Source organism: Streptomyces sp. NPDC003456 (genome assembly GCF_042878735.1).
GTDB lineage: Bacteria > Actinomycetota > Actinomycetes > Streptomycetales > Streptomycetaceae > Streptomyces.
The window spans coordinates 785361-799996 of the sequence record NZ_JBIAOK010000004.1 but is presented as its reverse complement, the minus strand read 5'-3'; the positions used below and the strand labels follow the sequence as shown (position 1 = coordinate 799996).

Genomic DNA, 14636 nt, shown 5'->3' with positions numbered 1-14636 from the left:
TTCGGAGCCGTCGGCACCCTCTCCGAGCTGCGGGAACGTCCCTTTTCGGGGCAATCGACGGACTCCCTCGGCCGACCGGGCTTAAGGCTGCGTTAAGGCTGCCATAAACCGCCCCTTCGAGGGACCCCGGATGAGACACCGCGTCAATTGCAAGCCCCCGTGGGAAGGTTCAGAGGAACTTCGCCTTGCCCGGCCCCTCCTCGACGAAGCTGCGCATCCCGCGCTCGCGGTCCTCGGTCGCGAACAGGCCGGCGAACCAGTTCCGTTCCACCGCCAGGCCGGTGTCGATGTCCGTCTCCAGCCCCGTGTCGATCGACTCCTTGGCCGCCCGCAGCGCCAGGGCGGGCCCCTGCGCCAGCTGGGCGGCCCAGGCGTGCGCCTGCGTGTACACCTCGGCGGCGGGCACGATCCGGTCGACCAGGCCGATCCGCTCGGCCTCCTCGGCCTTGACCATCCGGCCCGTGAAGATGAGGTCCTTGGCCCTGGACGGGCCGATCAGCCGGGCCAGGCGCTGGGTGCCGCCCGCGCCGGGGATCAGGCCGAGCAGGATCTCCGGCTGGCCGAGCTTGACGTTCTCCGCGGCGATGCGGAAGTCCGCGCACAGGGCGAGTTCGCAGCCGCCGCCCAGCGCGTAGCCGGTGACGGCCGCGACGACCGGCTTGGGGATCCGGGCCACCGCGGTGAACGCGTCCTGCAGGGCGCGGGCGCGCAGGACCATCGCGGTGTGGTCCATCGCCTGCATCTCCTTGATGTCCGCGCCCGCCGCGAACACCTTCTCGCCGCCGTAGATCACCACGGCGCGCACGTCCTCGCGGCGCGTGGCCTCCTCGGCGAGTTCCTTGAGCCGGTCCTGCGTGGCGATGTCCAGCGCGTTCATGGGCGGTCGGTCCAGCCGGAGCGTGCCGACGCCTTCGGCGACTTCGAGAGAGACGGTCATGGGCAGCAGGTTAACGGGGATTAACGGCCGGGGCCCCGGTGCGGTCCGTCACACCGGGGCCCTGCCGTCAGCTGCGGGGTGCTAGTTCTTCCACTTCTCCCACGACATGTTCCAGCCGTTGAGACCGTTGTCCGGGGCGACGGTGCGGTCCTCGGAGTTCTTGACGACCACCACGTCGCCGACCATCGTGTTGTCGAAGAACCACGCGGCGGGCACCTTCTTGTCCCAGCCGCCGCGCACGTCGCGCAGTCCGATGCAGCCGTGGCTGGCGTTGTACTCGCCGAAGGCGCCGCTCGCCCAGTAGTTGCCGTGCAGGAACGTGCCGGAGGTGGTGAGGCGGACGGCGTGCGGGACGTCCTTGATGTCGTACTCGCCGCCGTAGCCGACGGTCTCGCCGTTCATCCGGGTCACCTTCAGCATCTCGCTGACGACCATCTGGCCGTTCCAGGTCTCCATGCCGGGCTTGCCGGTGGTGACCGGGATCGTCTTGACGGTCCTGCCGTCGCGGGTGACCTTCATCGTGAGCTTCTTGGCGTCGACGACGGAGACCTGGTTGCGGCCGATGGTGAACTCGACCTTCTTGTCCTGCTCGCCGTAGACGCCGGGCCGGCCCTCCACGCCGTCGAGGCCGAAGTCGACGGTCACCTTGGTGCCGGGCTTCCAGTACTTCTCGGGGCGGAAGTCGAGCCGGTCGTTGCCGAACCAGTGGCCCTCGACCTCGACGGCGGGCTCCGTGGTGATGCGGATGGCCCGCTCGACGTCGTCGGGGTTGGTGATGCCCCGGGAGAAGCGGACCGAGAACGGCATCCCGACCCCGACCTTCGAGCCGTCCTCCGGGGTGAAGGTGCCGATGAAGGTGTTCTGCGGGGTCAGCGTGGTGAAGTCGGCGTCCTCCGCGGCCGTGCGGCCCTCGGAGTCCTTGGCGACCGCGTGGACGGTGTACTTGGTCGCGCCGGCCAGGTGGGTGGACGGCGTCCAGGTGGCGCCGTCGGCGGATATCTTCCCGTCGACCTTCTCGCCCTCGGAGTTCTTGACCTCGACCTCGGTCAGCTTGCCCTTGGCCGCCGTGACCTTCAGCGCGCCGCTGGTGTCGACGGACTTCGCGCCGTCCTTCGGCGCGATGCTGACGACCGCCTCGGACTGCTTGCTCTGCGCGCTGCCCGAGTCCTTGCCCTCGCCGCCGCCCGAGCCGGAGCCCGAGCCGGTGTCCCCGCCCCCGCAGGCCGTCACGGCGAACAGCAGCGCCCCGACGGCCAGTGCGAGACGTCCCCTCCTGCGCCCAACCGACGCCCCCGATATCGGTCGCCCGTTCACGTGGTTCTCCCCTCCCAGGGCCTGACCAGGCCCGCTCCCCGGCGCGTGACCCCCGCGCACCGGCGAATAGTAACCACTGGCCGCCCGGCCCCGGCGGCCCGCGATTGTCACTGTTCGGTCCCAACGGAACGCCGGGTCAACCCGCCCTCGTGTCGGGCTACTTCACGGCACTGCCCGCCTTCCAGGCATTCCAGCCCATATTCCATCCTCCGAGCCCGTTGTCGGGAGCGACCTCTTTGTCCTTGCTGTTGACGACCTCGACCACGTCCCCGACGAGGCTGCGGTCGAAGAACCAGCCGGCCGGGGTGTCCGCGCCGCCGCCCTTCACGTCGCGCAGCCCGATGCAGCCGTGGCTGACGTTGGTACGGCCGAAGACGGAGCGGTGGGCCCAGTAGTTGCCGTGCAGGAAGGTGCCGGAGTCGGTCAGGCGCATGGCGTGCGGGACGTCGGGGATGTCGTACTCGCCCTTGCCGTCGCGCTTCTTGAAGCCGACCGTGGCGCCGTTCATGCGGGTGACGTCCAGCATCTCGGTCACCACCATCTTGCCGTTGTAGGTGGTGGTCTTCGGGGCGCCCGCCGTCACGGGCACGGTGGCCAGCGGCTCGCCGTCGCGCCGGACCTCCATGGAGTGGGCGGCGGCGTCGACGATCGAGACCTGGCTGCGGCCGACGGTGAACGCGAACGTCTTGTGCTGCAGGCCGTAGACGCCGGGTGCGCCCTCGACGTCCCGCAGGCGCAGGGAGACGGTGACCTCGGTGCCCGGCTTCCAGTAGTGCTCGGGGCGGAAGTCCAGGCGGGTGCGGCCGAACCAGTGCGGCCGGACCTCGACGGCGGGGCGGGCGGTGACCGTCACCGCGCGCTCCACGGCGGCCCGGTTCGCGATCGCCCGGTTGAACGCCAGCGACACGATCATCCCGGTGCCGACCGTGGCGCGGTGCTCCGGGGCGACGTAGCCGATGAAGCGCTCCTCCGGGACGTACGTGGTGAAGGTGGTGTGCCGGGCCGAGCGGCGGCCGGCGCCGTCCACGGCCACCGCGTCGACCGTGTACTTCGCGGCCAGCGCCAGCCGGTCCTGCGCCGGCTCCCAGCTCAGGCCGTCGGCGGAGATCCGCCCGGGCACCGGGGTGTCCTGGGCGTCCTGGGAGCGGACGACCTTCACCGACTCCAGCCGGCCGCCGGACACGCGCACCCGCAGCTGCCGGCCGGGGCGCACACCGCGGCTCCCGTCGCCGGGCGAGATCTTGATGACCTCCTCGGGCGCCGGGGGCGCGCCGAAGGCGCCGGCGATGCCGCCGCCGCCGTCCGAGGTACAGCCGGTGGCTCCGGCGAGGAGCCCTGCCCATGTCACTACGGCGGCCAGCGCGGCCCTCGCGCGCCGCGCGCGCCCTTGTACGTGCCTCACGGGGTGCCCAACGACCGGCCGCGCCCCCGGGAAACGACCATGCCCGCCTCCGGGGAAACGTGAGTGCGACCCACGCTCTGGGCAGAACAGTGGGGAGGACGGCGCGCAGGGGAGCCGCGACCCGGGCCGCAGCACAGGGCCGCACCCCCCTGTTCCCCGTCGTTCCACGAGCCGCGGGAGGCTGACAGGTGTCCAGCGCAGCCGAGCAGGAGGCGGTGGCCGGTCGCCGGACCACCGAGGCGGGACGCCGGCCCGCCGCCGTGAACGGCGCGCCGAGGGCCGCGCCGCCGCCCGTCGTGCCCGCCCGGCCGGGTGCGCCGACACCGCTGGGCGCCCGGTTCCGGGTCGGTCCGGACGGGGTGGCCGGGACCAACTTCGCGTTGTGGGCGGGCGGGGCGGAGGGGGTGGAGCTGTGCCTGTTCGACGAGGCGGGCAAGGAGTCCCGGGTGCGGCTGGCGGAGCTGACCCACGGGATCTGGCACGGCTTCGTGCCGGACGTCCTGCCCGGGCAGCGCTACGGCTACCGGGTGCGGGGGCGCTGGGACCCCTGGACGGGCGCCCGCTGGAACCCCGCCAAGCTGCTGCTGGACCCCTATGCCCGGGCCGTCGACGGCGACTTCGGGCTGCCGCCCGAGGTGTACGGGCACGTCCGTGACTGGCCGCAGCAGCACGTCGCCGACACCGTGCGCGACGACCGGGACTCGGCGCCGTACGTGCCGAAGGGCGTGGTCGTCCACGACGACGACGACTGGGCGGACGACCGGCGCCCCAAGACGCCCTGGGCGGACTCGGTGATCTACGAGCTGCACGTCAAGGGCTTCACGCAGCTGCACCCGGGCATCCCCGAGGAGCTGCGCGGCACCTACGCCGGCCTCGCCCACCCGGCGGCCGTGGAGCACCTGGTGAGGCTGGGCGTGACGGCGGTGGAACTGCTGCCGGTGCACCAGTTCGCGCACGAGGACCACCTGCTGCGCCGGAGCCTGCGCAACTACTGGGGGTACAACTCCGTCGGCTACTTCGCCCCGCACGCGGCCTACGCCGCCTCGGGGACGCGGGGCCAGCAGGTCGGCGAGTTCAAGCGGATGGTGCGCGCCCTGCACGCGGCCGGCATCGAGGTCATCCTCGACGTGGTCTACAACCACACCGCCGAGGCGGGCGAGCTCGGCCCGACCCTGTCCCTGAAGGGCATCGACAACCGCGGCTACTACCGCCTCCAGGACGACGCCCGCCGCTACGCCGACTACACCGGCTGCGGCAACACCCTGCACGTGGTCCAGCCGCACGTGCTGCGCCTGATCACGGACTCGCTGCGCTACTGGGTCACCGAGATGGGCGTCGACGGCTTCCGCTTCGACCTGGCGGCGGCGCTGGCCCGCTCGATGCACGACGTCGACATGCTCTCCCCGTTCCTGGCGGTGATCGCCCAGGACCCGGTGCTGCGCCGGGTGAAGCTGATCGCCGAGCCGTGGGACGTGGGCTCGGGCGGCTACCAGGTGGGCGCCTTCCCACCGCTGTGGACGGAGTGGAACGACCGGTACCGCAACGCCGTGCGGGACTTCTGGCGGCACGCGCTGCCGGACGTGCGCGAGATGGGCTACCGGCTGTCGGGCTCCAGCGACCTGTACGCCTGGGGCGGGCGCCGGCCGTACGCGTCGGTCAACTTCATCACCGCGCACGACGGCTTCACCCTGCGCGACCTGGTGTCCTACGAGCGCAAGCACAACGAGGCCAACGGCGAGGGCAACCGGGACGGCACGGACGACAACCGGGCCTGGAACTGCGGCGCCGAGGGCGAGACGGACGACGAGGGCGTGCGGGCGCTCAGGCGCCGGCAGCTGAGGAACCTGCTGACCACGCTGCTGCTGTCCACGGGCGTGCCCATGCTGGTCGCGGGCGACGAGCTGGGCCGCACCCAGCGCGGGAACAACAACGCCTACTGCCAGGACAACGAGATCAGCTGGATGGACTGGGGGCTGCTGGAGGACCCCGGCTGGCGGGCGCTGTTCGAGCTGACCTCCCGGCTGATCGCGCTGCGCCACCGGCACCCGGTGCTGCGCCGCCGGGCGTTCTTCTCCGGCCGGGCGCACTCCGCCGACGGGCTGCGCGATCTGGCCTGGTTCACCTCCCGGGGCACGGAGATGACGGAGCAGGACTGGTACGCACCGGCGGCCACGCTCGGCATGTACCTGTCCGGCCGGGACATCCCGGGCCGGGACGAGCGCGGGGACCAGGTCCTGGACGACAGCTTCCTCGCGGTGCTGCACGCGGGCGAGGGGCCGGTGGACTTCGTGCTGCCGGGGCCGCCGTGGGCGGAGCGGTACGAGGTCGTCGTCGACACGAGCCTGGAGGAGCAGGGCCGGGCGCCGGGCGTGGAGCACCCCGCGGGGACGGAGATCACCATGCCGGCCCGGGCGGTGCTGCTGCTGCGGGTGACGGGCTGACGCCGTCCGGCCGGTCGGACGGGCAGGTCGTAGGACCGGAGGCGGAGGCGGATCCGGCGGAAATCCGGTGGGCACTGTCAGTGGTGAACCGTAGGCTCGCTGCTGATGCCCACGACACCCGCCCCCGCCCAGGACCGCTCCGCCGTGCGTGCGCTGCTGCGCCTGTGGCCGTACGTACGGCCCGTCCGGGTGCGGCTGTTCACCGCCGCGTTCGTCGCGATACTCGCCTCCTGCGTCGGGCTGGTCATCCCGCTCGTGCTCAAGTGGATGGTGGACGGGCCGATCGCCGACCGGGACCCGGCCGGCGTCCGGCTCGGCGCGCTGTACCTGCTGCTGCTCGGGTTCGCGGAGGCCCTGCTGTTCGGGCTGCGGCGCTGGCTGGTGGCACGTCCGCTGTCGCGGGTCGAGGCGTCGATGCGGGCGGAGCTGTACCGCCACCTCCAGCGGCTGCCGGTGGCCTTCCACGACCGGTGGGCCTCGGGGCAGCTGCTGTCCCGGGGGACGACGGACCTGATGCTGCTGCGCATGTTCCTCGCCTTCCCGCTGACGTTCCTGCTGGTCAACGGCGTGACCATTCTGGTCGGCGTGATCATCATGCTGGTCCAGGACGTGACGCTGGGGCTGGTCGTCCTCGGGCCCGCGGTGCCCGTCGTCGTCATGTGCGTGATCTTCGAGAAGCGCTACGCGGCGGTGGCCCGGCGCGCCCAGGACCAGGTCGGCGACCTGACGACGGTCGTCGAGGAGAGCGTGCTCGGCATCCGCATCATCAAGGGCTTCGGCCGCCACCGCAGCCAGGCGACGGCGTTCCGGGACCTGTCGCGGACCCTGCGCGGCACGGAACTGCGCAAGGCGCGGCTGCTGGCCGCGATCTGGGGCGTGATCGTCACGCTGCCGGAGGTGGCGATCGGCGCCGCCCTGGTGGTGGGGGTCGTGCAGGTCGCCGACGGGGCGCTGTCGGCGGGGACGCTGGTGGCGTTCCTCTCGACGGCGCTGGCGCTGCGCTGGCCCGTGGAGTCGATCGGCTTCCTGCTGGCGATGAGCCAGGAGGCGGCGACCGCCACGGAGCGGTACTTCGAGGTGATGGACGAGCAGCCCGAGGGCGCCGAGGCCGGCGCGGCCCCGGCGCGCACCGTCCCCGCCGCACCCGTGCGCGAGCGGGGCCTGCGCTTCCACGACGTCACCTTCCGCTATCCCGACGCGCCGCCGGGCACCCCGCCCGTCCTGCGCGACATCGACCTGCACATCCGGCCCGGTGAGTCGATGGCCCTGGTCGGCGCCACCGGCAGCGGCAAGACCACCCTCACGGCCCTCGTCCCCCGGCTCTACGAGGTCACCTCGGGGCGCATCACCCTCGACGGCACCGACATCACCGAGCTGTCCAGGAAGGCGCTGCGGGCCAAGGTCGCGGTGGCGTTCGAGGAACCCACCCTGTTCTCCGCCGCGGTGGGCGAGAACGTCCTCATGGGCGCCGGCGACACCGCCTCGGCGGCCGACCTGGAGCGCGCCCTGGCCGTGGCGCAGGCCGACTTCGTGCACGCGCTGCCGCAGGGCGCGGACACCCGGGTCGGCGAGCAGGGCCTGAGCCTGTCCGGCGGCCAGCGCCAGCGCCTGGCCCTGGCCCGGGCGGTCGTCGGGCAGCCCGAGTTCCTGGTGCTGGACGACCCGCTGTCGGCCCTGGACGTGCACACCGAGGCCGCCGTGGAGGCCGCCCTGCGGCAGGTGCTCGCGGACACCACGGCCCTGATCGTGGCGCACCGCCCGTCGACCGTGCTGCTCGCCGACCGCGTCGCCCTGCTGTCCGGCGGCCGGATCACCGCGGTCGGCACCCACCACGAACTGCTGCGCACCAGCGCCGAGTACGCGCACCTGATGGCCGGGGAGCCGGCGGGGGAAGAGGAGGACGCACGATGACGGCGGCCACCACGGCACCGGCGGACCGGCGGCCCGGGGACCCGGCGGCAGCCGCCGGCGACCCCTTCGACCAGGACCTCCTGCCCACTCCGCCGGGCGCCACCGCCGCGCTGCTGCGGTCCCTGCTCGCGCCGATGAGGGCGCGGGTCGCCGTGACGACACTGCTCCTGCTGGTGCAGCAGGCGGTGGTGCAGGCCGGTCCGCTGCTGGTGGCGTACGCCATCGACCGGGCCGTGCCGGCCTTCCGGGCGCAGGACCACGGGCCGCTCGTCGCGGTGGCCGCCGGGTACCTGGCCTGCGCGCTGGCGGCGGGCGGGCTGCAGTTCGCCTTCGTCGCCGCGGCGGCCCGGGTCAGCCAGGACGTGCTGCTGGACCTGCGGGGCCGGATCTTCCGGCACGCCCAGGCACTCAGCGTGGACTTCCACGAGCGCTACACCTCGGGCCGGCTCATCTCCCGCTCCACGACGGACGTGGAGTCGCTGCGCGAGCTGCTGGACGAGGGCCTGCAGGAGCTGGTGACGGTCGTCCTGTCGTTCGTCTACATCTCGGCGATGCTGCTGTGGCTGGATCTCGGCCTCGGGGGCGTGGCGGTGGCGTCGCTGGTGCCGCTGTACGCGCTCGTGCGGCTGTACCAGCGGCGGGCGGGGCGGGTGTACCGGGCGCGGTCGACCGCGATCGCCGCCGTCATCGTCAAGTTCGTCGAGACGATGAACGGGATCCGGCCGGTGCGCGCCTTTCGCCGCGAGGCGGCCAACGACGCCGAGTTCGGCGTGCTGAACCGGCGGCACGAGCGCACCAACGGCGACGCGCTGCTGGAGATGGCCCGCTACGTCACCGGCTCGCGCCTGATCGCGAACACGGCGGTCGCGGCCATCGTGCTGTGGGGCGCCCACCGGGTCGCGGACGGCACGCTGGCCCTCGGGGTGCTGGCGGCGGCGGTGCTGTACCTGCGGCGGCTGTACGACCCGATCGACCGGCTCGGGATGTTCCTCAACTCGTACCAGTCGGCGGCGGCCTCCCTGGAGAAGATCGCGGGCCTGCTGGCCCAGAGCCCGTCCGTGCCGGAGCCGGCGCACCCGCGGCAGCTGCCGCCGCTGGAGGGCGAGCACCCGGGCCGCGAGGTCGTCTTCGACGGTGTGCGCTTCGCCTACCGCACGGGGGGCGAGATCCTGCCCCGCTTCGACCTGACGATCCCGGCCGGCCAGACGGTCGCGGTGGTGGGCTCCACGGGCGCCGGCAAGTCGACCCTGGCCAAGCTGCTGGCCCGGTTCTACGACCCGTCCGAGGGCCGGGTGCTGCTCGACGGCGTCGACCTGCGCGACCTGGCCGTGCCCGAACTGCGGCGCGGGGTGGTCATGGTGACGCAGGAGGCGTTCCTGTTCTCGGGCACGGTCGCCGACAACATCGCGATCGGCCGCCCGGACGCGACCCGCGCGGAGATGGAGCAGGCGGCGAAGGCCATCGGCGCGCACGACTTCATCGCCGCGCTGCCCGACGGCTACGACACCGACGTGCGCAAGCGGGGTGGGCGCATTTCGGCCGGGCAGCGGCAACTGGTGGCGTTCGCCCGGGCGTTGCTGGCCGACCCGGCGGTGCTGATCCTCGACGAGGCGACCAGCTCGCTGGACATCCCGGGCGAGCGCGCGGTGCAGCGGGCGATGGCGACGGTGCTGAAGGGCCGTACGGCGGTGGTCATCGCCCACCGGCTGTCCACGGTGGAGATCGCCGACCGCGTCCTGGTGATGGAGCGGGGCGTGGTCGTCGAGGACGGCACCCCGGCCGCACTCGTCGACGGCACGGGCAGGTTCGCGGATCTGCACCGGGCCTGGCGGGAGAGCCTGGCGTAGGACGCGCGGGCCCCCTGGGCCCGTCCCGGCCGATTCCGGCCGCTCCCGGTCCGGTTCATGTCCGGTCCCGGCCGGGCGAAGCGTTCGTATTGCGGACATGAACTTCCGGTCAACGAACCGTTTCCGGCCATAGTGTTGACGCGCTCCTGACAGAAAGCGCGGTCCCCTGCCACGCTTCCGTGGCGACTGCTCCACAGCAACCCCACAGCAACACCTCCACCTCCCCAGGCCGGGCGACCCCCGGTCCCGCAGAAGGAGTCCGTGTTGAGAAGCAGTTCCTCGCGCAGAGCCACCTCCCACAGACCCGCTCCTCGCACCCGCCGCACCGCGGCCGTGGCCCTGGCCGGCGTCGCCGCGCTGATCGCCGCCGCCGTCCAGAGCGGCACCGCCGTCGCAGCCCCGGAGAAGGCACCGTCGGCCGCGAGCAAGGCGAACCCCGGCTCCGAGTCGGTGAAGCTGACCCCCGCCCAGCGCGCCGCGCTGATCCGGGAGGCCGACGCCGCCAAGGCGGAGACGGCGAAGGAGCTGGGTCTCGGCGCCAAGGAGAAGCTGGTCGTCCGGGACGTGGTCAAGGACCGTGACGGCACGGTCCACACCCGCTACGAGCGCACCTACGACGGCCTGCCCGTCCTCGGCGGGGACCTGGTGGTCGAGGCGGCGAAGTCCGGTGCGACCAGGGACGTCGTCAAGGCGACCCGGACCGCGGTGAAGCCGGCCACCACCACCGCCGCGCTGCCCGCCGCCAAGGCCCGCAAGCAGGCGCTGACCGCCGGCAAGGCCGAGGCCCGGACCGCGGACATCAACCGCGAGCCCCGCAAGGTCGTCTGGGCCGCGAGCGGCAAGCCGGTCGTGGCCTACGAGACGGTCGTCGGCGGCTTCCAGCACGACGGCACACCGCAGGAACTGCACGTCGTCACCGACGCCACCACCGGCGAGAAGCTGTACGAGTGGGAGGCGATCGAGACCGGCACCGGCAACACGGTGTACTCCGGCACGGTCGACCTCACCACCACCCAGTCCGGGTCGACGTACAACCTCACCGACGGCGCCCGCGGCGGCCACAAGACGTACAACCTCAACCGCGGCACCTCCGGCACCGGCACCCTCTTCTCCGGCCCGGACGACGTCTGGGGCAACGGCAGCCCCTCCAACCTGGAGTCCGCCGGCGCCGACGCCCACTACGGCGCCGCGCTCACCTGGGACTACTACAAGAACGTGCACGGGCGCTCCGGCATCCGCGGCGACGGCGTGGGCGCGTACTCGCGCGTCCACTACGGCAACAACTACGTCAACGCGTTCTGGTCGGACAGCTGCTTCTGCATGACCTACGGCGACGGCTCCGGCAACGCCAACCCGCTGACGTCGATCGACGTGGCCGCGCACGAGATGACCCACGGCCTCACGTCGAACACGGCCAAGCTCGTCTACTCCGGCGAGTCCGGCGGCCTGAACGAGGCGACCTCCGACATCTTCGGTTCGACCGTCGAGTTCCACGCCAAGAACTCCTCCGACGTCGGTGACTACCTCATCGGCGAGGAGATCAACATCAACGGCGACGGCACGCCGCTGCGCTACATGGACAAGCCCAGCAAGGACGGCTCGTCCAAGGACGCCTGGTACTCGGGCATCGGCTCGATCGACGTGCACTACTCCTCGGGCCCGGCGAACCACTTCTTCTACCTGCTGAGCGAGGGCAGCGGCACCAAGACGATCAACGGTGTCACGTACGACTCGCCCACCTCGGACGGCCTTCCGGTCACCGGCATCGGCCGGGACAAGGCGGAGAAGATCTGGTTCCGCGCGCTCACCACGAAGTTCACCTCGAACACCAACTACGCGGGCGCCCGCACCGGCACCCTCGCGGCCACCGGTGAGCTGTACGGCGCGGACAGCGCCGAGTACAAGGCGGTCCAGGACGCGTGGGCGGGCGTCAACGTCGGCACCCGCTCCGGCGGCGGGGGCGGCGGGGGCACCTCGTTCGAGAACACCGCCGACGTGGCGATACCGGACCGCGGCTCGGCGGTGACCTCCTCGATCACCGTCTCCGGCCGGACGGGCAACGCGCCGTCCAACCTCCAGGTCGCCGTGGACATCGTCCACACCTACATCGGTGACCTCAAGGTCGACCTGGTCGCCCCCGACGGAACGGCGTACACCCTCAAGGGCTACGGCACCGGCGGCAGTGCGGACAACATCAACACCACCTACACGGTGAACGCCTCCTCCGAAGCGGCCGACGGCGTCTGGAAGCTGCGGGTGCAGGACAACGCGGCCGCCGACACCGGCTACATCAACAGCTGGAAGCTGACCTTCCCGTAAAGCGGCAGGTCACCTGCCTCGAGTCAGGGCGTCGCCCCGGTGGGTTCGAATCCCCCGGGGCGGCGCCCGCTTTCCGTGCGGAGGCGATCAGGCGCCGTCGATTTCCGGCCAACATCACCTGTCACTCCTGACATGTACGCGTCTTGAATGCCACTCTTCCCCCACCCACCGCACAGCACCGCAGCTTCCCCCACCACTAGGAGCCTGTGTGTCCACCCCTCGTCCCACCCGTCGCAGGCGCGCCACGCTGGCCATCGCCACCGCCGTCGCCTCCGGCGCCCTCCTCACCACCGGCCTCACCTCGGGCAGCAGCGTCGCGGCCGACTCCCCCGGCACGCCCGCCGCCGCGCCCGTCCTGCTCTCGGCGCCCGCCCGCGCCGCGCTCGTCCAGGAGCAGCAGGCCGGCGCCTCGCGGACCGCCGACGCGATAGGCCTCGGCTCCCAGGAGGAACTCGTCGTCAAGGACGTCGTGAAGGACGCCGACGGCACCGTCCACACCCGCTACGAGCGCACCTACGCGGGCCTGCCGGTCCTCGGCGGCGACCTCGTGGTGCACACCTCGAAGTCCGGCGCCGCCAAGGGCGTCACCCGGGCGACGAAGGCCGCCGTCGAGGTCGCCTCGCTCAAGCCCGCGATCGCCGCCGCCAAGGCCGAGAAGCAGGCCGTGGCCCGCGCCGAGGCGGCCGGCTCGGAGAAGACCGAGCCCGCCTCCGCGCCCCGCAAGGTGATCTGGGCCGCGAGCGGCAAGCCGGTCCTCGCCTACGAGACCGTCGTCGGCGGCCTCCAGGAGGACGGCACCCCCAACGAGCTGCACGTCATCACCGACGCCGCCACCGGCAAGAAGCTGTACGAGTACCAGGCCGTCGAGACCGGCACGGGCAACACCACCTACAGCGGCCAGGTCACCCTGAGCACCACCAGGTCGGGCACCTCGTACAACCTCACCGACGGCACCCGCGGCGGCCACAAGACGTACAACCTCAACCGCGGCACCTCCGGCACCGGCACCCTCTTCTCCGGCTCCGACGACATCTGGGGCAACGGCAGCCCCTCCAACGCGGAGACCGCCGGCGCCGACGCCCACTACGGGGCCCAGGTCACCTGGGACTTCTACAAGAGCGTGTTCGGCCGCAACGGCATCCGCAACGACGGCAGGGCCGCCTACTCCCGCGTCCACTACGGCAACAACTACGTCAACGCGTTCTGGTCCGACAGCTGCTTCTGCATGACCTACGGCGACGGCTCCGGCAACGCCAACCCGCTGACCTCGCTCGACGTGGCGGCCCACGAGATGAGCCACGGCCTGACCTCGGCCACCGCGGGCCTGAACTACAGCGGCGAGTCCGGCGGCCTGAACGAGGCGACCAGCGACATCTTCGGCGCGGGCGCGGAGTTCTTCGCCGGCAACTCCTCCGACGCCGGTGACTACCTCATCGGCGAGGAGATCGACATCAACGGCGACGGCACGCCGCTGCGCTACATGGACAAGCCCAGCAAGGACGGCTCGTCCAAGGACGCCTGGTCCTCCGGCCTGGGCGGCGTGGACGTGCACTACTCGTCCGGTCCCGCCAACCACTTCTTCTACCTGCTGTCCGAGGGCAGCGGCACGAAGACCATCAACGGCGTGACCTACAACTCGCCCACCTCCAACGGCTCCACGGTCACCGGCATCGGCCGCACCAAGGCGCTGCAGATCTGGTACAAGGCGCTGACGACGTACATGACGTCGACGACGAAGTACGCGCAGGCCCGTACGGCGACCCTGAACGCCGCCTCGGCCCTGTACGGCGCGTCCAGCACCGAGTACAAGACGGTCGCGGCCGCCTGGTCCGCCGTGAACGTCAACTGACCGGGGCACGGCCCGAGGGCGGTACCCGGACCCCGGGCGGGTCCGGGTACCGCCCTACTCTTGGGAACCGTGTCTTCTACGGATCCGCAGGACTTCACCTACGCCGATGTCGGCGCCACCCGTGAGCGGGGCTTCTGCCCGCCGGGCTTCCGTTCCCTGCACGTGCGCACCCGGCTCGGCGAGGGCGAGGACGTCTTCCGCCGGGCCTCGCAGGCCGTCCTCACCTGGGAGATGCACCGCGCCCTGGGCGTGGGCCTCGACGCGGGCGCGGAGCGCGCGGCCCCGGGCGTGGACGTCACCGTCACCCTGGCCGGCATGATCAAGGCGCCCTGCCGCGTCGTGTGGGCCGTGGAGGAACCCCGCCGCGCCGGCTGGGCGTACGGCACGCTGCCCGGCCACCCGGAGAGCGGCGAGGAGTCCTTCGTGGTGGACCGCACGGGCGACGGGACCGTCTGGCTGACGGTGAGCGCCTTCAGCCGGCCCGCCAAGTGGTACGCGAAGGCCGGCGGCCCCGCGACGCGGGGCTTCCAGCACGCCTACGCCCGCCGGTGCGGCACCGTCCTGCGCACCCTGGTGGCGCAGGGCGGCACCGAGAGCTGAGGGGCGCGGGACCGGA

Annotated in this window: 9 protein-coding genes; 6 read left to right on the top strand and 3 right to left on the bottom strand. The window is 72.3% G+C overall.

Annotated features, from left to right (window positions below; genetic code table 11):
* Window positions 1-169 precede the first annotated feature (169 nt).
* From ACFYWG_RS19755 to ACFYWG_RS19745, 3 genes are all read right to left on the bottom strand, one after another.
* Complete coding sequence (locus ACFYWG_RS19755; protein WP_389202495.1) at window positions 170-937, bottom strand: enoyl-CoA hydratase/isomerase family protein; 768 nt, start codon at window positions 935-937, stop codon at window positions 170-172.
* 81 nt (window positions 938-1018) lie between these two features.
* Window positions 1019-2251, bottom strand: a complete 1233-nt coding sequence (locus ACFYWG_RS19750) for an Ig-like domain-containing protein (RefSeq protein WP_385416279.1) — start codon at window positions 2249-2251, stop codon at window positions 1019-1021.
* A 157-nt stretch (window positions 2252-2408) separates the two neighbouring features.
* Complete coding sequence (locus tag ACFYWG_RS19745) at window positions 2409-3653, bottom strand: Ig-like domain-containing protein (RefSeq protein WP_376329607.1); 1245 nt, start codon at window positions 3651-3653, stop codon at window positions 2409-2411.
* Between the two features lie 188 nt (window positions 3654-3841).
* Here ACFYWG_RS19745 and glgX point away from each other — a divergent pair, with 188 nt between their 5' ends.
* The 6 genes from glgX to ACFYWG_RS19715 all read left to right on the top strand — a co-directional run bounded on the left by glgX (window position 3842) and on the right by ACFYWG_RS19715 (window position 14620).
* Entirely contained in the window at window positions 3842-6094 is a 2253-nt protein-coding gene (gene glgX, locus ACFYWG_RS19740; protein ID WP_376329604.1) for a glycogen debranching protein GlgX, read from the top strand.
* Between the two features lie 105 nt (window positions 6095-6199).
* Window positions 6200-8005, top strand: coding sequence for an ABC transporter ATP-binding protein (locus ACFYWG_RS19735; protein ID WP_383503528.1), 1806 nt, complete (start codon window positions 6200-6202; stop codon window positions 8003-8005).
* A complete protein-coding gene (locus ACFYWG_RS19730; RefSeq protein WP_389202491.1) occupies window positions 8002-9852 on the top strand; it encodes an ABC transporter ATP-binding protein in 1851 nt (616 codons plus the stop codon). The genes ACFYWG_RS19735 and ACFYWG_RS19730 overlap by 4 nt, the downstream gene beginning before the upstream one ends.
* Before the next feature lie 264 nt (window positions 9853-10116).
* Window positions 10117-12171, top strand: coding sequence for a M4 family metallopeptidase (locus ACFYWG_RS19725; RefSeq protein WP_383503526.1), 2055 nt, complete (start codon window positions 10117-10119; stop codon window positions 12169-12171).
* A gap of 208 nt (window positions 12172-12379) precedes the next feature.
* A complete protein-coding gene (locus ACFYWG_RS19720; protein ID WP_385416289.1) occupies window positions 12380-14020 on the top strand; it encodes a M4 family metallopeptidase in 1641 nt (546 codons plus the stop codon).
* Between the two features lie 69 nt (window positions 14021-14089).
* Window positions 14090-14620, top strand: coding sequence for a DUF1990 family protein (locus ACFYWG_RS19715; protein WP_376329591.1), 531 nt, complete (start codon window positions 14090-14092; stop codon window positions 14618-14620).
* The last annotated feature ends 16 nt before the right edge of the window (window positions 14621-14636 follow it).

Coding starts and splice junctions, on each gene's coding strand:
- ACFYWG_RS19755 (WP_389202495.1), bottom strand. CDS start 937: ATGACCGTCTCTCTCGAAGTCGCCGAAGGCGTCGGCACGCTCCGGCTG.
- ACFYWG_RS19735 (WP_383503528.1), top strand. CDS start 6,200: ATGCCCACGACACCCGCCCCCGCCCAGGACCGCTCCGCCGTGCGTGCG.
- ACFYWG_RS19730 (WP_389202491.1), top strand. CDS start 8,002: ATGACGGCGGCCACCACGGCACCGGCGGACCGGCGGCCCGGGGACCCG.